This is a genomic window from Promicromonospora sp. NPDC057488 (assembly GCF_042802395.1).
GTDB lineage: Bacteria > Actinomycetota > Actinomycetes > Actinomycetales > Cellulomonadaceae > Promicromonospora.
In genome coordinates this window covers 1-21,781 of record NZ_JBHVEG010000006.1, presented here as the reverse complement: position 1 = coordinate 21,781, position 21,781 = coordinate 1, and the positions used below count along the sequence as shown (strand labels likewise).

Below are 21,781 nucleotides of genomic sequence, written 5' to 3'. Positions count from 1 at the left end.
CGGCTATCATAATCTTTTTCGCGGCTCTGGATAGCGTTCCGCCTATATTGATTGCGGCGGTGACTCTGGCTTCGATCATGCCGGGATGTCTAACGTTCCGAGAGCTCCTCGGACAACATCCAAAATTTGCGCGAATCGCCAAGGTCGGATTTCGGCGTGCGTGGATGCTCGTCGTCCTGGGCATTGCTTTTGCGATTGTGATCGGTGTGCAGCTGGTCATGGGCGCAGCGTGGGGCGGTTGGGCCGCAGCCGCGATTGTGCCACTGGCCTACCTGGCTGAATTCTTAATAGCGCGGGAGCTCGCCGGGTCGCGACCCGAAGGTAGAGCACCAGTTTAATCGCGGAGGTGGCGTAGCTCAGGCAGGTCGAAGCGAGCGCTGTCCCGCCAAACTCGCGGTCGTTGCCAACTTAGACCTAAGATCGTTTGTCGGTGGCGTCTCATTTGGGTGCCGCAGGAGCGGCCGGACGTGCAATTCTCGGCGGGTTCGTGGGTACAGTAACGATTCCTGTAATTGGAACAGTGGGCCTAGGAACCGTCGGAACAATTGCTGGTGGAGGGCTTGGCGCTGGCGCCGGGGCCGTCGCGGGAATGACTGTCACCACTGCACTACATTGGCGCTCACGAGGGTGGCTTCCCACCCCGCATCCATTGCGGGCCTGAGTCATCAGTGACATACGTACGTGGCTGCTGCCTGCAGAAACGCCATCAGCGAAACGGGCAGGAGCGGGTAGGTGTCCGCGGATCCAGGGGCCTGTCGTGCGGCTTGATTGCGCGCCAGCCTGGGATCAGAGGGTCGCAGGTTCGAATCCTGTCACCCCGACCAGCCAGAACACGGTGGGGAGTAGTTCGCTCCCCACCGTGTTCTTACAGGGCCTCATCTCGAGCTGCCGGTCAATCGTCAACTACTACTGGTGAGGCGGTGGAACTGAGTGGCGGTGCAGATCGTGCTCTGCATGATTGCGTTCTTCGGCGCCTTCGGCCTCATCGGAAGCGCCTTCAATGGGCGCTTCTGGGGTTGGGGCAAGCCTGCGGGCAGGTGGCTCGGGATCGCGTTCAACGGCATCATGATGGCCCTTGCCGTCGAGCGAGTTCTCGCCGAGGGAATGCTCGTCGTCTGGGCGGTGTGCCTGTTCGCGGGTACCGGGCTCGGCGTTGCACTAGGCGTGCGAGACCTCAAGGCCGCGCGCAACTCCGGTCCGGAGCCCACGGGCCGCGCGGACTGACGGTCTCGCGTTCGGCCGACAGGTCACTACGAGTCCGAGAACCCCCGCCCGACACCCCGAACGACCCAGACGATCCCGCGCCCGATCCAGAGGATCACGCTCAGGAGATCCAGGGCCTCCAGCACCCGGCCCAGGCCGCGGCCGATCGCCCGGAACGGTCGCCCCACCTGGTACCAGAAGCCCTTCCTGGGCTCGTCAGCCGTCGTCATGCCCGGATTCTGGCACCCCACCCCGGACCACGTGAAGTTGCCCGCCCGGCGCGCCCCGTGCCACGCTGACCCTCCTTACAAAACCGGTTTCAAGGATGGTCGATGACGGATCACGCGATCGTGCTGCCCGGCGGCGGCTACCGCAGGCACGCCCCGCACGAGGCGGAGCCGGTGGCCGAGTGGCTGCGGGGCCTCGGGCTGCCGGCCGACGTGCTGCGCTACCCCGTCGGGCAGCCCCACCCCGCGGCGCACGACGCCGTCTCCGGCTGTGTCGCCGAGCTCCGGAGACAAGGCGTCGAGCGCGTGCTGCTCGTCGGCTTCTCCGCCGGCGGTCACGCCGCCGGCCTGGCGGCGCTCGCCCCCGCCGGCCCCGGCGCCAGGGTGGACGGCGTCGTCCTCGGCTACCCGGTCGTCACCCTGCAGAACCATGTGCACCGCGACTCCGCGGAGGTGCTGCTGGGCCAGGACGACACCCCCGCGAGGCGGGCCGCGCTCTCGCTGAACACCCTCGTGACCACCGCCGCGCCGCCGTTCTTCGTCTTCCACTCCTTCGACGACCACAAGGTCCCGGCCGAGCACTCGCTCCTGCTCTCGTCCGCGCTGGCCGCCGCGGGCGTGCCGCACGAGCTGCACCTGTACCCCGTGGGCGGGCACGGCGTCGGCCTCGACGACTCGTGGCTCGGGTGGACGCGGGCGTGCGAGTCGTGGCTGGTGCGCGAGCGCTGGACGGCCCCGCGCGAGATCGGGGGTTGACAGCCCCGCGCTGCGGCGGGCACTCTTCGTGAAACCGGTTTTATCGAAGGCCGGAATCTACGAAGGAGTAGAGGATGCGACAGCGTCGTTGGAGCCGCGTCGGCGGTGTGGTCTCGAGCCTCGCGCTCGTCGGAGTCATGGTGACCGGCTGCTCGGACGGGGCGGCCCCGGGTACTCAGGCGCAGGCCGGAGCGGCCTGCGACCCCGAGGCCGACGTGACGATCACGGTGGGCGAGCGGCCGACGTCGGACCAGGCGGCCACGCTGGAGGCGTGGGAGAACGCGATCACCGCGTTCGAGAAGCTGCACCCGAACATCACGATCGAGGACGAGGAGACCAAGTACGACGTCTCGACGTTCTCGGCGCTGCTGGTCGGCGGCACCCTGCCGACCACCCTGCAGGTGCCCTTCACGGACATCCAGGCCCTGATCGCGCGCGGCCAGGCCGCCGACATCACCACCTACGTCGAGGGCGACGAGGTGCTGAGCCAGCTCAACCCGCAGGTCACGGGGGTCACGCAGAACGCCGACGGGCACACCTTCGGCGTCGTCCGCGCGGCCTACACGATGGGCCTCGTGTACGACCGGGCGCTGTTCGAGCAGGCCGGGCTGGACCCGGACGCGCCGCCGGCCACGTGGGACGAGGTGCTGGACGCCGCCGCGACCATCTCCGAGAAGACGGGGGAGACGGGGTTCATCATCCCCACCACCGGCAACGTGGGCGGGTGGCTCCTGACCTCGATGGCGTACTCGAACGGCAGCCTCGTCCAGGAGTCGGACGGCGACACCACGACCGTCACCCTGGACACCCCGGGCATGCGGGAGAGCCTGGAGTTCCTGCACGACGTGCGCTGGGGGCAGGACGCCGCGGGCGACAACTTCCTGCACGACAACAACACCGTCCGCGACGACCTCGCCGCGGGCTACGTGGGGCAGAGCCTGAACGGCGCGAACCTTTACAACAGCGTTGTGATCTCGCGCGGCATGCCGGCCGAGGACTTCGGGCTGGCGCCCTTCCCGGCGAGCGACGACGCCGTCGGCGTGCTGGGCGGCGGCAACATCCAGTGGTTCAGCCCGAAGGCGACGCCGGACCAGCTCTGCGCGGCGCTGGAGTGGACCAAGTACTACTTCCTCGACCGCTACGTCGACGAGCAGGCCGCTACCACCTGGGCCGAGTCGCAGGTGGCGGACGACCTGCCGGTGGGCCTGCCCGAGGTGCCCGTGGTCTCCGAGGAGCAGTACCAGACCTTCCTCGGCTGGATCGAGCCGCAGGTCAACGTGCCGCGGGAGAACTACCAGGCCTACATCGACAGCCTGCCCGACGCGACCATCGTGCCCGAGCCCGCGGTCAAGGCGCAGGAGCTGTACGCGGCCCTCGACCCGGTGGCGCAGGCCGTGCTCACGCGCGAGGACGCCGACCCCGCCGAGCTGCTCCAAGCCGCCCAGGCGCAGGTGCAGGACCTCGTCGACGCCGGATGAGGGAGAACAACGGCTCGCCGGCCGCAGCGCTGCTGTCCTGGGTGCGCGGCGGCGGGGTGGGCACGCTCGTGATGTTCCTCCCGCTGCTGCTCACGTTCGGCTACTTCGCCTGGTGGCCGATCGCGAAGAGCCTGATCCTCGCGTTCCAGCGCACGGACCTGATCACCGAGCCCACCTGGGTGGGGCTGAGCAACTTCGAGCGGGTGCTCGCCGACCCGCTCCTGTGGACCGCGCTCGGCAACACCGCCTGGTTCGCGGCGCTCGCCCTGGTGATCGGGTTCCCGCTGCCCATCCTCATGGCGGTGGTCATGGCGGAGCTGCGGCGCACCCGGCAGATCACGAGCGTGCTCGCCTACCTGCCCGTGATCATCCCGCCCGTGGTCAGCGTGCTGCTCTGGAAGCAGTTCTACGAGCCGTCGGGCACGGGCCTGTTCAACAGCGCGCTCATCGCGCTCGGGATCGAGCCCGTCGGGTGGCTCCAGGAGCCGGCGCTCGCGATCCCGAGCATCGTGATCCAGTCGACGTGGGCGTCGGCGGGCACCGCGACGATCATCTACCTCGCCGCGCTCATGTCGATCCGCACCGAGCTGTACGACGCCGCCGAGGTCGACGGCGCCTCGATCCTGCAGCGCACGTGGCACGTCACGCTGCCGCAGCTGCGCGGCGTCATCCTGCTGATGCTCCTGCTGCAGCTCATCGGCACCATGCAGGTCTTCACGGAGCCGTTCGTGATGACCGGCGGCGGCCCGGAGAACCGCACCGTGACCCTGCTGATGCTCGTGTACAACTACGCCTTCCTCTCGGGCGACTTCGGCAAGGCCACGGCGCTCAGCCTGCTGCTCGCAGTCGGCCTGGGCCTCCTGTCCGCCGTCTACCTGCGGCTCACCCGGAAGTGGAGCGAGTCATGACCGCCCTGACCACGATCGACTCCGACGAGCGCTCCAACGTCTCGACGCTCGACCGCTCCCGCCGTTCGGTGCGCATCACGATGCGCGTGCTCACGGTGCTGCTGGTCGTCGCCCTGTGCGTCGTCTCGTTCGGTCCGCTCCTGTGGCTGTTCAAGGCCGCCCTCTCGACCAGCCAGGACATCCTGCGCGAGCCGTTCGCGTGGTGGCCCAGCGGCGTGCAGTGGCAGAACCTCGGCGACGCCTGGTCGCAGATCCACGTGGGGCAGTACCTGCTCAACACGGTCTGGGTCGCGGCCGGCTGCTGGTTCTTCGGGCTGCTGGTCGCCCTGACCGGCGGCTACGGCATCGCGGTGCTGCGGCCCCGGTACGCCCGGCTCGTGAACGGGGCCGTGCTGGCGACCCTGTTCATCCCCGGCGTGGTGTCCCTCATCTCGCTCTACGTCACGGTGCTCGACGTGCCCCTGATCGGCGTCAACCTCGTCAACACGTTCTGGGCGGTGTGGCTGCCGTCGGCGGCCAGCGCGTTCAACGTGCTGCTCGTCGCGCGCTTCTTTGCCGGCCTGCCCCGGGACGTGTTCGAGGCCGCGCGGATCGACGGCGCGGGCGTGTTCCGCGTGTTCTGGTCGATCGTCCTGCCGATGTCGCGCCCGGTGATCGGCGTCGTGTCGCTGCTGACGATCGTCGCCTCGTGGAAGGAGTTCCTCTGGCCGCTGCTCGTGCTGCCGTCGGCGGACCTTCAGCCGTTGTCGGTCGGCCTCTACCGGGTGGCCGACACCGCCCCGACCAACCTGCTCATGGCGGGGATGTTTATCTCGGTGGTCATCCCGGTCGTGCTGTTCCTCGTGTTCCAGCGCCAGTTCCTGAAGAGCGCCGGCCAGGCCGGCGCCGTCAAGGGCTGACCAATGACGGTCAGCCAGAGGGAGAACCTGATGCTTGTCGCCTCAAGACGGCCCCTGCGTGCCGTCCTCGCCCTGCTCACCTCCGTCGCGGTGTTCGCGGCCCTGCTCCTGGTCGCCCCGCCGCCCGCACGTGCCGACCTCGCCGCCTCCGACTCGTTCCCGGGGTGGACCACCACGGTCTCGGGCAGCCCCGAGTTCGTGGTCACCGCGGACACGGCCGGGGCGCAGGACGGCGCGGCCGCCGCCCGCGTCGACTTCGACTCCCCGTACTCGGCCTCGTACGTGGACCTGCGGCAGAACATCCGCGCCAACGGCGGCGTCACCTACGACATGAGCGTCTGGGTGCGCACCCAGGACCTCTCCGCGTCCGACGCCGCCTACGTGGTGCTCAGCGGCGACCACGCCCAGCGCGTCGAGCTGCCCGCCGGCACGAACGGCTGGACCCGCCTGGAGTGGAGCTATACCCAGCCCGCCGGCAGCATGACGTTCGTCATGCGGTTCCTCGTGCGCGGCACCGGGACGGTCTGGTTCGACGACGCCCGCATGTCGGTGGCGGGCGACGACGAGAACCTCGTGGTCAACCCGTCGTTCGAGGACCACGAGCCGCCGCCCGGCACGCTCGCGTTCGCCGACACCGCCCTGGTCTACGAGACGGGCGACGCACACGTCGGCATCAGGACCGTCGCCGCCGACGTCGCGTGGGAGCTGCGCGCCTCCTCCGGGCAGCGCCTCGACACGGGGACGGCGGCCGCCACGGCGGGTGCGGCCTCGATCGACCTGTCCGCGCTGCCCGCCGGTTACTACGGCCTGACCATCTCCATCACGGCGCCCGAGCCGCTGACCCGCACCGGCACCCTGGCCGTCGTCGACCCGCCGGGCTCCTCGGGACCGAATGCCCACGTGGGCGTCGCCGCCCACGTGAACCGCTACTCCGTGGACCAGATCGACGCGCTCATGGGGCCGCTCGGCGCCGGGACCGTCCGCGAGGGACCCTCCTGGGACACCATCGAGACGTCGCCTGGGGTGTACGAGTTCCCCGCGCTGTTCGACGCCCAGATCACGGCCGCGAAGGCCCGCGGCGAGCGCCCCATCGTCATCCTCGCCTACTTCAGCCGCTGGTACGACGGCGGCAAGACGCCCAGCTCGCCCGAGGGCATCGCCGCCTACGCGCGCTACGCCGCGGCCGCCGCCGAGCACTACGGGTCCGGCGTCGACTACGAGGTCTACAACGAGTTCAACCACACCTTCAACACCGGGGCCTGCGGCATGACCGCCGCCTGCTACCTCGAGCTGCTCGAACCGGCCGCCGCCGCGATCCACGCCGCCGCCCCCGGCGCCCGCGTCGTCGGGCCCGTCAGTGCCGGTGCGAAGTGGGACTTCATGGAGGACCTGTTCGCCCTCGGCGGCCTGGACCACCTGGACGCCGTCAGCTACCACACCTACGACTTCCCCGGCGCGCCCGAGGGCCGCACCGAGGCCGGCGTGGCGACCCTGCGGGGTCTGATCGACGAGTACGCGCCCGGCTCCGACATCCCGATCTGGCTCAGCGAGCACGGCTGGCCGACGACGACCGGCGGCACGACCGAGCAGCAGCAGGCCGCCTACGTGGTCCGGTCGGCGGCGCTGCTGCAGGCCGCGGGCGTCGAGCGCACCGTCTACTACGAGCTCATCGACTCCGGCGCCAACCGGGCCGAGCCCGAGCACAACTTCGGCATCAGCCGGCTCCCGACCGGCGGGGGCACCGCGCTCACGCCCAAGCCCGCGTACCCGGCGCTCGCGGTCTACAACCGGCAGACGGCGGGGCGCACCCTGACCGACCTCCGGCGCCTCGACGGCGCGGTGGTGGCCGACTTCGCGGACGCGGCCGGCGGCGTCGTCCGCATGGTGTGGGCGACGGGGGACCCGGTGACCGTGGCCGTGGAGACCGGCCCGTCCTCGCGGCTGGTCCGGGGCGACGGGCGGTCCTGGCGCGCCCTGCCGAACGCCCGGGTCGAACTGACCGTCGGGGGCGACCCCGTCTACGTGACCGGCGCGGTCGGCACCCCGGCGGTCGTCGCCGACGCGGCGGTGCAGGTCAGCACACCCGACCAGATCCCGCTCGGCGGCGGCGCGTCCGTCCCGGTGACCGTGGACCGCGCGGCCCTGGGCGTGACCGGCGACGTGAGCGTCGTCGGGCCGGTCGGCGGCGGGGTGACCCTGACCGGCACCGGCGACGAGGTGCAGGGGGTGCTCGACCTGGAGCCCCTGCGCGAGGCGGGGGAGCGCCCCGTCGCCTACACGGTGCGCAGCGGCGACGCCGTGGTCGCGTACGTCGGCGACACCGCCGAGGTGGTGCAGAACCCCGTGCTCTCCTTCGGTCCGGTCGCGGACCGGAAGGGCGACGTCGGGCTCGCGCTCGGCACCCGGAACCTGCCGGGCGGCGCCGCCGTGGACGTGGCCGACGTCGGCTGGACCGTCGGCGCGGCGTCCGGCACCGTCCCCGGGTTCTCGGTGGGCACGGGGCAGACGGCGACGTCGGCGATCGGCGGTGCGACGCTCACCCCGTGGCAGCCCACGAAGTTCGCGGTCTCGCTGACGGCGGCGGGGGAGACCCGGCGGCTGACGGGCACCACGGCGCTGGCCCCCGTCGCGAAGGAACCGCACCGCGCGGCCGTCGTGGACTGGCGGGCCCGCGGCACGTACGTCGCGCTCAGCGGCGGCACGCCGGACGCGGACGATCTGGGCGGCACCTTCGCTCTGTCCTGGAGCGACAGCGGCCTCCGGGTGCGGGCGGCGGTGCGCGACGACGACCACCGCCCGTCCGCCGCGGTGGACCGGCTCTGGGAGGGGGACTCGGTCCAGCTCGCCGTCGCGCGCGGCCTGCCCGGGGAGGAGCCGGGGTCCCGCGTCGAGCTCGGCATCCACCCCGGTGCGACGACGTCGGTCTACCGGTACACGGCCCCCGCCGGGACTGTCGGCACGGTCAGGGCCAAGGTCGTGCGCAAGGCCGGGACCACGACCTACGACGTCGTGGTGCCCTGGGCCGAGCTCGGCGTCGACCCGAAGGACGGCGCGTTCTCGTTCTCCCTGCTGGCCAACGACAACGACGGCGGCACCCGCCAGGGGTTCCTGGAGTGGGGCAGCGGCATCGGGCCGAGCAAGAACGCCGCGCTCTTCGTCCCGGTCGTGCCGGTCCGTTGACCCACCTGCTCCCACGAACCCCAGAGGACACAGCCATGACACGCACGACCAGCCGCCGCGCGCGGTACGCCCTGCTCGGCACGGGCGGGCGCGCCCAGCTCTACCTCGACGCGCTCACCGGTCCCTACGCCGCGGACGCCGAGCTCGTGGCCTGGGGCGACACCAACGCCGGACGGCTCGACTGGAACGAGCGGCGGCTGGCCGAGTCCGGGTACCCGGCGCCGGAGCGCATCGACCTGGGCGCGATCACGGCCTACGTCGCGGACGCGGGCATCGACCGGGTGATCGTCACCGCCCCGGACCACGCGCACGCCGACCTTGTGGTCGCCGCCCTGCACGGCGGGGCCGACGTCGTGGTCGAGAAGCCCCTGACGACTGGCGCCGAAGGCGTGCGGCGCATCGCCGAGGCCGTCGAGGCCACCGGGCGCGACGTGGTGACGACCTTCAACTACCGGTACTCGCCCCGCAACGCCGCGCTGAAGGAGGTCGTCGCGCGGGGCGACATCGGCGAGGTCACGTCCGTGCACTTCGAGTGGCTGCTGGACACCTCGCACGGCGCCGACTACTTCCGCCGCTGGCACCGGGTCAAGGAGAACTCGGGCGGGCTGCTCGTGCACAAGTCGTCCCACCACTTCGACCTGGTCAACTGGTGGCTCGCCGACCTCCCGACCCGCGTCTACGCCAGCGGCGGGCTGCGCTTCTACGGCGACGCCAACGCCGCCCGACGCGGGCTCGGCCCGCGCCCGGCCCGGGGCACCCACGACGGCGCCCACCTCGACCCGTTCGCGCTCGACCTGCGCGACCACGAGCTGCTGCGCGGGCTGTACCACGAGCAGGAGTCGTACGACGGGTACCTGCGGGACCAGGACGTCTTCTCCGCCGGGATCGACATCGAGGACAACCTGTCCGTCGTCGTCGACTACGCGCGGGGCGCGACCATGACGTACGCGCTGAACGCCCACGCGCCCTGGGAGGGGTACACCGTCGCGATCAACGGCACCGCGGGGCGCGCGGAGCTCGCGGTGGTCGAGCGCGGCGCCGTCGCGTCCCACGCCGGCCGGCCCGTCGACCCGTCGGCGCAGGCCGATGCGGCCGGCAGCGACGACCTGCGGCCCACGGGGGAGCGGCTGCTGGTCCAGTCGCACTTCGGCACCGCGCGCGAGGTTCCCGTGCCCCAGGCCGCGGGCGGCCACGGCGGCGCGGACGACGCGCTGCTCCGCGACCTGTTCCTCGGCGCCGGCCACGACGAGCTCGGCCGCGCCGCGTCCTGGCTCGACGGCGTCCGGGCGCTCGCCGTCGGCGTGGCGGGCAACGCGTCGCTGGCGAGCGGCGGGCCCGTCGCCGTCCGTGACCTGCCGCTCGGCGCGGCGACGGCTGGATAGGATCCTCGGATGGCGACACAACGCGCCGTGCGCCTGAGCGACGTCGCCGCGGTGGCCGGCGTCTCGAAGGCGACCGCCTCCAAGGCCCTCAACGACAGCCCGGTGGTCTCACCCGCGACCAAGGCGCGCGTGCTGGAGGCGGCCGAGCGGCTCGACTTCCGGCCCAACGCGCTCGCCCAGTCGTTCGCGTCCGGCCGCAGCCGGACCGTCGGGCTGCTGACCCACCGCGCGACGGCGACGTTCTCCCGGCCGGTCGTCATGGGCGCCGTCCTGCGGCTCGGGAGCCGGGAGCGCGCCGCGCTCGTGTTCGACGGCCGCATAGACGCCCACCGCGAGATGACCGAGAGCATCCGGACCCTCCAGGACCGGCGCATCGACGGGCTGCTCGTGGTCGGCTCCGGCTACGCGCGCGTGACCCCGTCGATCACGCACCAGTTCGAGGTGCCGGTCACCTACGCCTTCGCCGCGACCGACAACCCCGGCGACTACGTGTTCCTGCCTGACAACGAGCAGGCCGGGTACCTCGCGGCGCGGCACCTGCTGGAGCGCGGCCGCACCCGCATCGCGCACGTGACCGCCGGGGAGGACGACCTCGCCGTGCGCCGGCGCGCGGCGGGCTTCCGGCGCGCGCTGGAGGAGGCCGGGCTGGAGCCGGTCACGACCCTGCACGGGTCCTGGCGCCGCGAGTGGGGCGAGCAGGCCGTGGACCTCCTCGACGCGAGCGGCGCGCCGTACGACGCGGTCTTCTGCGGCAACGACCACATCGGGTTCGGCATGCTCGACGCCCTGGAGGCCCAGGGCCGCCGCGCGCCGGACGACGTCGCCGTCGTCGGCGTCGACAACTGGGAGGAGGTCGTGATCGACCAGAAGCTGCGCCGGCTCACGACGATCGACCTCGACCTCATGGGCGTCGGCCGGGTCGCCGCCGACAACGTCATCGAGCCCGCTCCCACCGGCGGGGAGCGGTTCGTCGAGCCGGTCCTGGTGCTGGGGCCGTCGACCTGATCACGTCCCGGGGGCCTCGAGGTCCCCGGGGTTCTCGGTCGCGGTGAGCTCGCCGAGGAACCGCATGACCACCTCGCGCTCCTGCGGTTTCAGCCGCGCGGCCGCCTCGAACCGGTGGGCGTGGTCGCGGCCCACGCTCTTCAGCGCGATCTGCCGGGTCTCCTCCGTCACCTCGACCGCCAGGCTGCGCCGGTCGGTGGGATGGGGGAGCCGGCGGATGTGGCCGGCGTCCGCCAGCCGGTCGAGCATCTTGGTGGTCGACGCCGAGGTGATGCCCAGGTGCGCGGCGATGGCGCCCGGCGTGGCGGTCTCGCCCCGGTACTGCGCCGCGATGACGAACCGCAGCGTGCGCATGTCGGTCTCGCCGAGCTTCATGTAGCGCCGCGACGCCTCGCTCATCCGGCGCTCCGCCTCGCGCCAGTCGCGCAGCCCCTGCAGCACGCGGACGACCTGGTCGACCTCCTGCTCGTCGAGGCCGGACCGTTGCACGATCTCCTGTCGCGGGTCCAGGACTCGGGGGTCCAGCATCGACGGGCCGGACGGGTCGATGGGCTCGGGTTCAGGAACCACGTGCGCTCCCCTTTCGGATATTACTTGCCGCACTTGAAGATAGCCAGGCTAGGAATATTCTGCCACGAGGTGGCGGGGCGGGCGTCCCACGAGTTTGTGACGTTCCCCGACCCGGCCACGTCTTAGGGGTGTCGCTGATCCTGGCGGCCCGCACTCCGGTGCGGCGTACGCAGAGAGAAGGAGTTCATCGTGGCGAACGTGACCGGTGGGGCCCAGCCGAAGGCCCAGACGGATGTGTCGGACGCGAGCCGGCTCGACGGCAGGACGACGATCGAGGATCCCGTCGTCGCCAAGATCGCCGGCATCGCCGCCCGTGAGGTGGAGGGTGTCTACGCGCTCGGCGGGGGTGCCGCACGCGTCGTCGGCTCGATCCGCGACGCGCTGAACTCCACGGACCTGACCCAGGGGGTCAGCGTCGAGGTCGGCGAGAAGCAGGTCGCCGTCGACGTGACGATCGTCGCGGAGTACCCGGCCGCCCTGCAGACGGTCGCGGGCAACGTGCGTACGGCCATCTACCAGGCGATGCGTGACCTGGTCGGCATGGAGGTCGCCGAGGTCAACGTGACCGTCAACGACGTGCACCTGCCTTCGGACGACAGCCAGGAGGCCGAACCTCAGGCGGGGCGGGTCCAGTGAGCGCGACGGTCGTCGGGGCGGCCGCCGCCACCGTGCTGGCCCTGACCTGGGTCACGACCGGGTTCTGGGCGTTCCTGTTCGTGGGGGTGGCGATGGTCGTCGGCGCAGTGGTCGGCCGGGTGGTCGACGGGCGGCTGGACCTCCGGGCGCTCGCCGACGCCTTCCGGGGCGGACGTTCGTCGTCATGACGGCCGTCGAACCGGGTGGCGGGGTCGTGCCCGGCACCACGCGGATCTCCGCGCGTGCCATCGAGAAGCTCGCCGCCTGCCTGGCCCGGGAGTCGGCGCTGGTGCCCCTCGCGCAGGTGTCGGTGCGGCTGGCGGACGCCGGGGGCGCGCTCACGGTCGCGGTGACGTTGCCCGTGGTCGTGGGCGGCGGCGTCACGGGCTCCGTCGCCGAGCGCAGCTCGGCACTGCGCGGGCATGTGATCTCGGGGATGCGCGACCTCGCCGGCCGGTCGGTCGGCAGCGTCGACGTGCGCTACGCGGGCGCGCACCGGATCAGCGGACGGAGGGTGCGGTGAACGGCGTGCCGAAGAAGGAGCAGGCGGTGTACCGGCGGGTCGTCCGCCGTGAGACGCACGCGCCGCGCACCGGCGCTGCGGTCGTGCTGGCGGCGGTCCTGGTGCTCGTGCTGCTCGTCGCCCTGGGCCTGTCCGTGTGGTGGCTCGTCGACCCGGCGGCGCGTGGCGGCCTGGCCGACCGGATGACCCCGCTGACATCCCGGGCGGACGACAGTGCCAGCCTGGTCGCGGTCGGCGTCCTGGCCCTCGTGGTCGGCATCGCGCTGGTGCTCGCCGCGGTGCTGCCCGGCCGGCTGCGCCGCCGGGCACGCCGCACCGACCGGCTGGCGCTCGTCGTCGACGACGGCGTGCTCGCCGACGCGGTGGTCGCCGCAGTCGCTGTCCGTTGCGGGATCGACCCGCGCCAGGTCTCGGCCACCGTCGGCCGGCGGCGGACCACGGTGCGCGTCACGCCAACCAGCGGGGTCCCCGTCGACCACGAGGCAGCGACCGGTACCGTCGCCGCGGTGCTCGGCCGGGTCGGGTTCCCCACCCCGCAGCGCCTGCTCGTCGCGGACCGGGGGGTGGTCTCGTGACCTCCACCGGCAGGTGGCTGAACAGGGCCCTGCTCCTCGTCTGCGGGCTCCTCCTGCTCGCGGGCGGAGCGGCGGCGGTGCTCGCCGGGACGCGCCCGGGTTGGTTGGCACCGGCCGAGCCGGGGCTGGAGCGGTCCCGGACGTGGGCCGCCTCGCTGCCCGACGTCGGCGGCCTGTCCGGCGTGCAGGCCGCGGCCCTGGCCGCCGCGATCGTGCTGATCGTCCTGCTGATCGTGTTCCTCTCCACCCGCGGCCGGGGCAGGACGTCGACGGTCGTGAGCCTCCGGGCGGACGACGGCCGGACGACGGTCGACCAGGGTGTGGCCCGTGCGCTGCTCGCCGGGCCGCTCACCGAGCGTGCCGACGTCCTCTCGGCGCGGACCAGCGTCTACCGGGTCAAGGGCGCGCCGGCGATCTGTCTCGCCGTGATCGTCCGGCGCGGGGCTGACCTCTCGCGGGTGCTGTCGGCGGCAGAGCGAGCGGTCGAGGACTGGGACTCGCTCGCCGGTGTGCGGGTGCCCGTGCTGGTGCACCTCGCGGACCGGCGCTGGCGGGACAACCCGCGCAACCGGACCCGGGTGCGATGACCGCCGCCCGGTGCCCGCGGGCGGGAACGGCCGGCCGAGGTCAGGATGGGAGCCCCGGTGAAGGGGAGAACATGAGCTTGTCCGGCATGCCACGGCCCGGGGAAGAGCGCTGAACGGCGACCCGGCGGGAGCCGGCGCCGTCGCCTCCCCGCTCGAGCGCGCGGACGACGGTTTCGTCGCAGGCCGTGCCGCGGACGGCGACGCGGTGGCCTTCGCGGTGCTCGTCCGCCGGTACACACCCGTGATGCGGGCGACGACCCGCCGCATGCTGAACGGCAGCGCCGAGGTGGACGACGTGGTGCAGGAGGCCTTCGTCACCGCGTGGCAGCGCCTGCCCGAGCTCGACGACCCCGGCAAGGTGCGCAGCTGGCTGATGCGGATCGTCAGCCGCAAGGCGCTGGACCGGCTCCGGGCGACCCGCCCGCAGCTCAGTGTCGACGACGTCCCGGCGCCCGCTCCCGCCCACACGGCGCCGCCGCGGGTCGTGGAGGGCCGGGCCGGGGTCGAGGCGCTGGCCGCGGCGCTCGGTACGCTCGCTGACGCCGAGCGCGAGTGCTGGGTGCTGCGCGAGGTGGGCGGACTCTCCTACGACGAGATCGGCGAGGCGATGCATACTCCGGTGACGACGGTCAGGGGCCTGCTGGCTCGCGCGCGCAAGCACATCATCGTGCGGATGGAGGGCTGGAGATGACACCCGACGACGACCTCGACGGGCACACCATCGAGGAGCTCTCCGACTACCTGGAGGCCGGGCGCACCCCGCCGGACCCGTCGATCGAGGGATCCGCGGCCTGCCGGCTCGCGCTCGACGCCCTCACCCGGCTCCGTGACCTCACGCCCGACCTGATCGCCGCCGACACGGCGGCCGAGCCGGAGGCCGACGACGGCTGGGTGCGCAGGATCCTCGACGGCATCGCGTCGGAGGCCCGCTCCGGGCGCCGCATCCCGCTGTCCGCGCCCACCCCGGACGCGGACCTGGTGATCACCGAGGGCGCGGTGCGCGGCCTGGTCCGGGCCGCGGAGGGTGCGGTACCCGGGGTGCTCGTGGGGCGGTGCCGCTTCGACGGTGACCTCACCACCTACGGCTCGCCCGTGCGGGTGCTCGTCGACGTGAGCCTGCTCTACGGCCAGCCGCTCCCCGCCGCGACGGCACGGCTGCGCGCCGAGATCGCCGACCGGCTCGCGGCGCACACGGCGCTGGACGTGACGGGGATCGACATCACGGTAAGCGACGTCAGGCCGCTGCCGTGAACCGGGACGTCGTGGACGGAGACCCGCCAGCCATGGACCGAGGGGAGCGATCGTTGACGGGTGCGGACCTGGACGGTGTCGCGGAGCGGATCGAGGCCGCGGTCCGCGCGACCGCCGGCGTGACCGGCGTCTACGCCGCGGGGACGGCCGTCTCGAAGATGATCGGCGCCGGCGCGCGCGGGCTCGGCGTCCGCCGCGACGGCGCGCCCCTGGTCGTGGTGCGGCAGGGCACGGACGGCACCCGCGTGGACATCGCGCTGGGCGTCGGCCTCGCGGCCGGCGCCACCGCGACGACGCGCGCCGTCCAGCGAGCCGTCCGCGACCTGCTGGCGGCCCACGGCCTGGCGGACGCGCACGTAACCGTCGCCGTCGTGCACGTGACGGAGCCGGCCCCGGCCTGACGGGGCCGGGCACGCCCCGACGGGGCCGGGCCAGCCCGCGCCCCCTGGCGCTCGGCGTGCCTAAGGTCGTCGGGTAAGAGGCAGGCGCGTCGCGAGGGGCGGGGAGTGCCATGCGGGTACGGAACACCGGGGGCCGTCGGGCTGCCGCCCGACGGGTCGTCGCGGCGTCGCTGGCGGCAGGGGCACTGGTCGGGACCGCGGGCTGCGGTCTGACCGGTGGCCCCGAGGAGACCCCGTCACCGGCCGGGTCGAGCAGCGCCGCCGCCCTGCCCCAGGGCGACGAACCGTTCGAGCTGGACCCCGCGAGCCTCACCACCGAGATCAACAACGAGTACTGGCCCATGGAACCCGGGACCCAGTGGGTCTACCAGGAGACCGACGAGCAGGGCCAGGAGCTGCGCGTGGTCGTGACCGTCACGAGCGAGACCAAGGAGATCGCCAACGGTGCCACCGCCCGCGTGGTCCGCGACACCGTGACCCGGCAGGGCGACGTCGTCGAGGACACCTTCGACTGGTACGCCCAGGACCCGGACGGCACCGTCTGGTACCTCGGCGAGGACACGGCGGAGTTCGAGAACGGCAGGGTCACCACGACCGAGGGCTCCTTCGAGGCCGGGCGCGACGGTGCCCTCGCCGGCGTCATCGTGCCCGGCGACCCCGCCGTCGGGCAGGCGTACCGGCAGGAGTTCTACGTGGGCCAGGCGGAGGACAACGGTGCGGTGCTCAGCCTGGACGAGCAGGCCGAGGTGCCGGCGGCGCACTACGACCGGGCGCTCCTGACCAAGGACACGAGCACCATCGAGCCCGACGTGCTCGAGTACAAGCTCTACGCGCCCGGCGTCGGGCCCGTCCTCACGCTCGGCGTCTCCGGCGGGGCCGGCCGCGAGGAGCTCCTGGAGGTCGGGATGATCCCGGCGGGCGTCGCCACGGCGGCGGGCACGACGCCGCTCGGCGAACCCTACGAGTAGGCCCGGACGACCGGTTCAGCCGATCGCCTCCGGCGCCGGCCGGCGCTCGCGCAGCCACACCTCGCTCTGCGTCACGTGCGCTGCGGCCGCCACTGACGCGGCGACGGGGTCGCGTGCCGTCAGGGCGCGCAGGATCGCGCGGTGGCCGGCGTCCGAGACCCGCTTGGTCTCCGGGGTGAGCACCGGGTAGGCGCGCGAGCGCGAGCGCAGTACCGACACCATCGACACGAGCGACTCGTTGCCGCACAGCCGCGCGATGCCCATGTGGAACTCGTGGTCGAGCGCGGACTGCTCGTCGACGTCCTCGGACGCCTCCAGCCGGTCGAGCAGGTCGGCCAGCCCGGCGACCGTCGCATCGTCGCAGCGTGCGGCCGAGAGGGCGACGGCGTGCGCCTCCAGCACCCGGCGCAGCTCGAAGAGCTCGAGGATCGACTCCAGCGGCAGCAGGCCCACCGTCAGGGTGAGCGTCTGGATCATGTCGGCGGCGCGCAGCTCGCCCACGTAGGTGCCCGCGCCTCGCCGGGTCTCGACCACGCCGAGGGCCGAGAGGGTGCGGATCGCCTCCCGGACCGACCCCCGCGAGACGCCGAGCCGCTCGCTCAGCTCGCCCTCGCTGGGCAGCCGGTCGCCCGGCTGCAACGAGCCGTCGGCGATCAGGGTCCGCAGCCCGTGCAGGGCCGTCTCGACTGCGCTCACCTCGTGCATCCCACCAGGATGGCAGGTTCCCGGGGCGGGGGTGGACATTTCGCGCCCGTAAAACCTGTCCTACAGATCTGTGTCATATGCCGGGAATCTCTGGTGCTGAGCGCTTCGGACTGCCAAGGTTGTCCGACAACTACCGAGAGGCGTCGATGGACCACCAGCTAGACACCGCTCCGGCACCGGCGCCTGTGCGCCTCGTGTCCGGGGGACCGGCGCGCGCGGCCTGGCCGCTCGACGACGCGGTCGTGCACCTCAACCACGGCTCGTTCGGGGCGGTGCCCACCGAGGTGGTGCGCTACCAGGACGAGCTGCGCCGCCAGGCCGACCTCCGCCCTGTCGCCTGGTTCCCCCGGGCCCACGAGCTCGTCGCCGCCGCCCGGCACGAGCTCGCGCCGTTCGTCGGCGCCCGGGCCGAGGACACGGCGTTCGTGCCCAACGCCTCGGCGGCGGCGACCGTCGTGTTCAACTCCCTGCGGCTCGCACCCGGCGACGAGATCCTCGTGACCGACCACGGGTACGGCGCCATCACCATGGGCGCACAGCGGCTCGCCCGCCGCTTCGGCGCCCGGGTGCGCGCGGTCACGATCCCGCTCGCGGCGAGCGCCGACGACGTCGTCGAGCGGTTCCGGGCCGAGCTCACCGACGCCGTGCGGCTCGTCGTCGTCGACCAGATCACGTCGCCCACCGCCCGCCTGCTGCCCACCGCGCGGATCACGGAGCTCGCCCACGAGCACGGCGCCCGCGTGCTGATCGACGGCGCGCACGCCCCGGGCCTCGTGGCCGACGCCGCGGCCGTCGCGGGCGGCGACTGGTGGTTCGGCAACCTGCACAAGTGGCCGTGCGCGCCCCGTGGGTCGGCGCTGCTCGTCACGCAGGCCGCCGACCGCGACGACCTGTGGCCGCTCATCGACTCGTGGGGCGCCGAGGAGCCCTACCCGGCGCGGTTCGACTCGCAGGGCACCCTGGACGCCACGAGCTACATCGCCTCGCCCCGTGCGATCGAGTTCGTCGAGCGGGAGCACGGCTGGGACCGGGCCCGCGAGACGATGGCGGCGCTCGCCGACCACGGGGCCGCCGTCATCGGCGCGGCCCTGCAGCCGCACGTGGACGCCTCGGTGGCCACCGACGTCGGTATGCCCGTGGTGTCGATGCGCCTGCTCCGGCTGCCCGACGGGCTCGGCCGGGACCGGACGGACGCCGACGAGCTGCGCCTGCGCCTGCTCGACCTGGCCGGCGTCGAGTCGGCCTTCACGAGCATCGGCGGCGTGGGCTACCTGCGCCTGTCGGCCCATCTGTACACCGAACCGCGCGACTTCGAGGCGTTCGTCGAGCGCGCCGTACCCCAGATCCTGGCGTTCGCCGACGAACGCCGGGGCCAGTGACATCACCCGACCGAGAAGAAGGAGAGGTGCGCACGTGAACCGCACCCGAGCTGTCGTCACCGCGAGCCTGGCCACGATGAGCCTGCTCGCCCTCACCGCCTGTTCCGGCGGCGGGTCCGCCGCGGACGGGACCGTCCGCCTGCAGATGGTCGAGAGCCTGACCAACCCGGCCCGCACGGCCCTGATCCGTGAGCTGCTGGACGAGTTCGAGGCGGAGAACGCCGGCGTCACCGTCGACCTGGTGTCCCCGCCCACCGACCAGGCCGACCAGAAGCTCCAGCAGATGCTCCAGTCCGGCCGTGGCGTGGACGTGCTGGAGGTGCGTGACTCGACCGTCGGGGCGTTCAGCAACAACGGCTGGCTGCACGACCTGTCGGACGAGGCCACGACGTGGGCGGGCTGGGACGACCTGACCGACAACGCGCAGGCCGTGACCGCGCCCGACGGCGCCCGCTACTACGTGCCGTACGGCTTCTACGGGCTGTCGCTGTTCTACCGCACCGACCTCGTCGAGGAGGCCGGGTTCGACGGGCCGCCGGCGTCGTGGGAGGACCTGCTGGAGCAGGCCTCCGCGATCCAGGACCCGGGCCAGAACACGTACGGCTACGCGTTCCGCGGCGGCCAGAACGGGTTCAGCAACGTGGTGGCCGCCGTGGAGGCGTACACGATCGACGACCTCGACGTGGAGAACGCCTACCTGCTCGAGGACGGGTCGACGATCTTCTCGGCGCCCGAGGCGCAGGACGCCGTCGACACCTACTTCTCGCTGTTCGAGGAGGCGGCGCCGCCGTCCGCCGTGTCGTGGGGCTACCCCGAGATGGTGGAGGGCTTCACCAACGGATCGACGGCGTTCCTGCTGCAGGACCCGGAGGTGATCGCCACGGTGTCGCAGTCGACGACGATCACGCAGGAGCAGTGGTCGACCGCCCCGCTGCTGACCGGGCCCACCGGCAAGGCGGCGCAGCCGCTGGCCACCGCGGGCTGGGGCGTGGCCGAGGCGAGCGAGCACCAGGAGGAGGCGGCCGACCTCGTCGAGTTCCTCTCGGGCGCGGAGCCGGCCACCCGGTTCGCGCAGGAGAACAGCCTGGTGCCGATCATCGACGGCGCCGGCGAGGACCCGTTCTACGCCGAGGGCCCGTGGACGAGCTACGTGACCATGACCGAGGACCCGGAGACGTACGTCAACGTGGTGCAGCCGCGCGGCGTGAGCTGGTGGACCGAGTGGGAGCAGAAGGCCGACCAGGACCTCCAGGCCGTGCTGCTCGGCAGCATGACCACGAGCGAGCTGCTCGAGGAGTGGGACACGTTCTGGACCGAGAAGTACGCCTCGGAGCAGTGACGTGACAGCCACCGCCGTCCGGCCGCCACGGGCCCACGCACCGCGTGGGCCCGTGCGCCGCAGGACCTTCGGGCGCCGGCAGGCGCTGACGATCCTCGGGTTCTTCGCGCCCGCCATCGTCTTCGTCTGCTGGTTCACCTACTGGCCGATGCTGCAGGGCGCCCAGATGGCGTTCCGCGACTGGAACCTGTGGGACCTCACCTCGACGCCCTGGGTGGGTCTGGGCAACTTTGCCACGATCCTCGCCGACCCGGTCTTCCCGATCGTCGCGGGCAACACGCTCGTGTGGGTGGTCGGCTCGATCGTGCCCCAGCTCGTGATCGGGTTCCTGGTCGCGCTGGCGCTGTGGCGCCGGTTCCGGTTCCGCGGGCTCTACCAGGCGCTGATCTTCTACCCGTGGGCGGTGTCCGGCTTCCTGGTCGGCATGCTGTTCCGCTGGATGTTCAACGCCGAGTTCGGCGTCGTCAACGACCTGCTGATGAAGGCGGGCGCCATCGACGCGCCCCTGCCGTGGCTCGCCGACCCGAAGCTGGCCATGGTCGCCGTGATCGTCGCCAACGTCTGGTACGGCGTGACCTTCTTCGCGATCATGATCCTCGCGGCCCTCCAGTCGGTGCCCGACGAGGTGCTGGAGGCCGCGGCCATCGACGGGGCGGGCACGGTGCGCCGGCTCTTCTCGATCGTCGTCCCGTACATCTGGACGACGCTCGCCCTGACGGTGCTGCTGCGGGCGATCTGGACGTTCAACTCGCCCGAGATCATCTACGCGATGACGGGCGGCGGGCCCGCGGGCCGCACGCACATCATCACCACCTGGATGATCGAGTACACGCAGCAGGGCAGCTACGGGCTCGCGAGCGCGATCGGGCTGGCCGTCATGGTCGTCCTGTTCGTGTTCTGCGCGTTCTACCTCATGGCGATGAGGCGGGTGAACCAGCGATGACGACGATCGTAGAACGCTCCTCCCGGGTGACCACGGGCGGCGTCGTCCGCGTCACGGGCCTCGCGCTGTGGCTGGTCATCACCCTGTTCCCGCTGTACTGGGTGGTCGTCACCTCGTTCAAGTCGCCCGGCTCGATCAACCGGTGGCCGCTGGAGTACTGGCCGTCGGAGTTCTCGTTCGGCAACTACACCGAGCTGTTCGCCACCTCCGCGTTCGGTACGTTCATCGGCAACTCGCTGGTGGTCGCGCTGCTGGCCGGCGGCACGGCGACGCTCATCGCGCTGCTCAGCGCCTACGTTCTGGCTCGCTTCGAGTTCCGGGGCAAGGGCGCGGTGCTCGGGGCGTTCCTGCTCACGCAGATGATCCCGGCGTTCATCGCGCTCGGACCGCTGTACGCGATGCTCGCCGACCTGGGCCTGGTGGACACGAAGCCTGGCCTCGGCCTGGTCTACGTGGCCATGTGCATCCCGTTCTCGACCGTGATGCTGCGCGGGTTCTTCGAGAACATGCCGGACGCGCTGGAGGAGGCCGCGATGATCGACGGCTGCTCGCGGCTCGGTGCCCTGTTCCGGGTGCTCGTGCCGGTCATGGCGCCCGGCATCGCCGCCGCGTTCATCTTCAACTTCGTGAACTGCTGGAACGAGCTGTTCCTGTCCGTCGTGCTGATGAACTCCGACGCGAACAAGACGATCCCGGCCGCCCTGAACGGCTTCATCTCGACGTTCAACATCGCCTGGGGACCGATGTCGGCCGCCGCCGTGCTCACGGTGCTGCCGACCATGGTGCTGTTCGCCCTGGCGAGCCGCTGGATCGTCGAGGGCCTGACGGCAGGGTCCGTCAAGGAGTAGGCACCACCACCACCGAGA

At 72.3% G+C, this 21,781-nt stretch carries 24 protein-coding genes; 21 read left to right on the top strand and 3 right to left on the bottom strand.

Annotated features, from left to right (window positions below):
• Nucleotides 1-930 precede the first annotated feature (930 nt).
• On the top strand, nt 931-1,224 hold the full coding sequence (locus ACFU5G_RS02315; protein WP_377240378.1) for a hypothetical protein: 294 nt from the start codon (nt 931-933) through the stop codon (nt 1,222-1,224).
• A gap of 26 nt (nt 1,225-1,250) precedes the next feature.
• Here ACFU5G_RS02315 and ACFU5G_RS02310 read toward each other — a convergent pair whose 3' ends face one another.
• Nucleotides 1,251-1,433: a hypothetical protein gene (locus tag ACFU5G_RS02310; RefSeq protein ID WP_377240375.1), complete on the bottom strand. Its 183-nt coding sequence runs from the start codon at nt 1,431-1,433 to the stop codon at nt 1,251-1,253.
• 102 nt (nt 1,434-1,535) lie between these two features.
• On the opposite strand from ACFU5G_RS02310, the gene ACFU5G_RS02305 reads away from it, so the two are divergent.
• The 7 genes from ACFU5G_RS02305 to ACFU5G_RS02275 all read left to right on the top strand — a co-directional run bounded on the left by ACFU5G_RS02305 (nt 1,536) and on the right by ACFU5G_RS02275 (nt 11,038).
• Nucleotides 1,536-2,186: a prolyl oligopeptidase family serine peptidase gene (locus ACFU5G_RS02305; RefSeq protein WP_377240372.1), complete on the top strand. Its 651-nt coding sequence runs from the start codon at nt 1,536-1,538 to the stop codon at nt 2,184-2,186.
• 74 nt (nt 2,187-2,260) lie between these two features.
• Nucleotides 2,261-3,664 carry an ABC transporter substrate-binding protein gene (locus tag ACFU5G_RS02300; protein WP_377240369.1) on the top strand — a complete coding sequence of 468 codons (1,404 nt, stop codon included), beginning with the start codon at nt 2,261-2,263 and terminating at the stop codon, nt 3,662-3,664.
• Nucleotides 3,661-4,572 carry a carbohydrate ABC transporter permease gene (locus ACFU5G_RS02295; RefSeq protein WP_377240366.1) on the top strand — a complete coding sequence of 304 codons (912 nt, stop codon included), beginning with the start codon at nt 3,661-3,663 and terminating at the stop codon, nt 4,570-4,572. The genes ACFU5G_RS02300 and ACFU5G_RS02295 overlap by 4 nt, the downstream gene beginning before the upstream one ends.
• Complete coding sequence (locus ACFU5G_RS02290; RefSeq protein WP_377240363.1) at nt 4,569-5,471, top strand: carbohydrate ABC transporter permease; 903 nt, start codon at nt 4,569-4,571, stop codon at nt 5,469-5,471. The genes ACFU5G_RS02295 and ACFU5G_RS02290 overlap by 4 nt, the downstream gene beginning before the upstream one ends.
• A 30-nt stretch (nt 5,472-5,501) precedes the next feature.
• Nucleotides 5,502-8,651: a sugar-binding protein gene (locus tag ACFU5G_RS02285; protein ID WP_377240361.1), complete on the top strand. Its 3,150-nt coding sequence runs from the start codon at nt 5,502-5,504 to the stop codon at nt 8,649-8,651.
• Between the two features lie 35 nt (nt 8,652-8,686).
• Nucleotides 8,687-10,033, top strand: a complete 1,347-nt coding sequence (locus ACFU5G_RS02280) for a Gfo/Idh/MocA family protein (protein ID WP_377240359.1) — start codon at nt 8,687-8,689, stop codon at nt 10,031-10,033.
• A 9-nt stretch (nt 10,034-10,042) separates the two neighbouring features.
• Nucleotides 10,043-11,038, top strand: coding sequence for a LacI family DNA-binding transcriptional regulator (locus ACFU5G_RS02275; RefSeq protein ID WP_377240357.1), 996 nt, complete (start codon nt 10,043-10,045; stop codon nt 11,036-11,038).
• Here the strand turns inward: ACFU5G_RS02275 and ACFU5G_RS02270 are convergent, their stop codons facing one another.
• A complete protein-coding gene (locus ACFU5G_RS02270; protein WP_377240354.1) occupies nt 11,039-11,608 on the bottom strand; it encodes a MarR family winged helix-turn-helix transcriptional regulator in 570 nt (189 codons plus the stop codon). It abuts the gene before it with no gap.
• 198 nt (nt 11,609-11,806) lie between these two features.
• Here ACFU5G_RS02270 and ACFU5G_RS02265 point away from each other — a divergent pair, with 198 nt between their 5' ends.
• The 9 genes from ACFU5G_RS02265 to ACFU5G_RS02225 all read left to right on the top strand — a co-directional run bounded on the left by ACFU5G_RS02265 (nt 11,807) and on the right by ACFU5G_RS02225 (nt 16,549).
• Nucleotides 11,807-12,244 carry an Asp23/Gls24 family envelope stress response protein gene (locus tag ACFU5G_RS02265; protein ID WP_377240486.1) on the top strand — a complete coding sequence of 146 codons (438 nt, stop codon included), beginning with the start codon at nt 11,807-11,809 and terminating at the stop codon, nt 12,242-12,244.
• Nucleotides 12,241-12,432 carry a DUF2273 domain-containing protein gene (locus ACFU5G_RS02260; protein WP_377240352.1) on the top strand — a complete coding sequence of 64 codons (192 nt, stop codon included), beginning with the start codon at nt 12,241-12,243 and terminating at the stop codon, nt 12,430-12,432. The genes ACFU5G_RS02265 and ACFU5G_RS02260 overlap by 4 nt, the downstream gene beginning before the upstream one ends.
• A complete protein-coding gene (locus tag ACFU5G_RS02255) occupies nt 12,429-12,767 on the top strand; it encodes a hypothetical protein (protein WP_377240350.1) in 339 nt (112 codons plus the stop codon). Before ACFU5G_RS02260 ends, ACFU5G_RS02255 begins: the two co-directional genes overlap by 4 nt.
• Nucleotides 12,764-13,342 (top strand): hypothetical protein, encoded by a 579-nt coding sequence (locus ACFU5G_RS02250; protein WP_377240347.1) that lies wholly within the window; start codon nt 12,764-12,766, stop codon nt 13,340-13,342. Before ACFU5G_RS02255 ends, ACFU5G_RS02250 begins: the two co-directional genes overlap by 4 nt.
• Nucleotides 13,339-13,929, top strand: a complete 591-nt coding sequence (locus ACFU5G_RS02245) for a hypothetical protein (RefSeq protein ID WP_377240344.1) — start codon at nt 13,339-13,341, stop codon at nt 13,927-13,929. Before ACFU5G_RS02250 ends, ACFU5G_RS02245 begins: the two co-directional genes overlap by 4 nt.
• A 109-nt stretch (nt 13,930-14,038) precedes the next feature.
• The gene (locus ACFU5G_RS02240) at nt 14,039-14,620 is read left to right on the top strand and encodes an RNA polymerase sigma factor (protein ID WP_377240484.1); all 582 of its coding nucleotides are present in this window, start codon (nt 14,039-14,041) and stop codon (nt 14,618-14,620) included.
• Nucleotides 14,617-15,180, top strand: coding sequence for a hypothetical protein (locus tag ACFU5G_RS02235; protein WP_377240342.1), 564 nt, complete (start codon nt 14,617-14,619; stop codon nt 15,178-15,180). The genes ACFU5G_RS02240 and ACFU5G_RS02235 overlap by 4 nt, the downstream gene beginning before the upstream one ends.
• A gap of 53 nt (nt 15,181-15,233) precedes the next feature.
• The gene (locus tag ACFU5G_RS02230) at nt 15,234-15,581 is read left to right on the top strand and encodes a hypothetical protein (RefSeq protein WP_377240340.1); all 348 of its coding nucleotides are present in this window, start codon (nt 15,234-15,236) and stop codon (nt 15,579-15,581) included.
• A 110-nt stretch (nt 15,582-15,691) separates the two neighbouring features.
• Complete coding sequence (locus ACFU5G_RS02225; RefSeq protein WP_377240337.1) at nt 15,692-16,549, top strand: hypothetical protein; 858 nt, start codon at nt 15,692-15,694, stop codon at nt 16,547-16,549.
• A gap of 15 nt (nt 16,550-16,564) precedes the next feature.
• Here the strand turns inward: ACFU5G_RS02225 and ACFU5G_RS02220 are convergent, their stop codons facing one another.
• Complete coding sequence (locus ACFU5G_RS02220; RefSeq protein WP_377240335.1) at nt 16,565-17,254, bottom strand: FadR/GntR family transcriptional regulator; 690 nt, start codon at nt 17,252-17,254, stop codon at nt 16,565-16,567.
• Between the two features lie 146 nt (nt 17,255-17,400).
• On the opposite strand from ACFU5G_RS02220, the gene ACFU5G_RS02215 reads away from it, so the two are divergent.
• Genes ACFU5G_RS02215 through ACFU5G_RS02200 form a run of 4 tightly spaced genes read left to right on the top strand, consistent with a single transcriptional unit; the run spans nt 17,401 to nt 21,763 of the window.
• Nucleotides 17,401-18,633 carry an aminotransferase class V-fold PLP-dependent enzyme gene (locus ACFU5G_RS02215; protein ID WP_377240333.1) on the top strand — a complete coding sequence of 411 codons (1,233 nt, stop codon included), beginning with the start codon at nt 17,401-17,403 and terminating at the stop codon, nt 18,631-18,633.
• Between the two features lie 34 nt (nt 18,634-18,667).
• Entirely contained in the window at nt 18,668-19,972 is a 1,305-nt protein-coding gene (locus tag ACFU5G_RS02210) for an ABC transporter substrate-binding protein (RefSeq protein WP_377240331.1), read from the top strand.
• Between the two features lie 52 nt (nt 19,973-20,024).
• Nucleotides 20,025-20,915 (top strand): carbohydrate ABC transporter permease, encoded by an 891-nt coding sequence (locus ACFU5G_RS02205; protein ID WP_377240329.1) that lies wholly within the window; start codon nt 20,025-20,027, stop codon nt 20,913-20,915.
• Nucleotides 20,912-21,763 carry a carbohydrate ABC transporter permease gene (locus tag ACFU5G_RS02200; RefSeq protein ID WP_377240327.1) on the top strand — a complete coding sequence of 284 codons (852 nt, stop codon included), beginning with the start codon at nt 20,912-20,914 and terminating at the stop codon, nt 21,761-21,763. Before ACFU5G_RS02205 ends, ACFU5G_RS02200 begins: the two co-directional genes overlap by 4 nt.
• Nucleotides 21,764-21,781 lie beyond the last annotated feature (18 nt).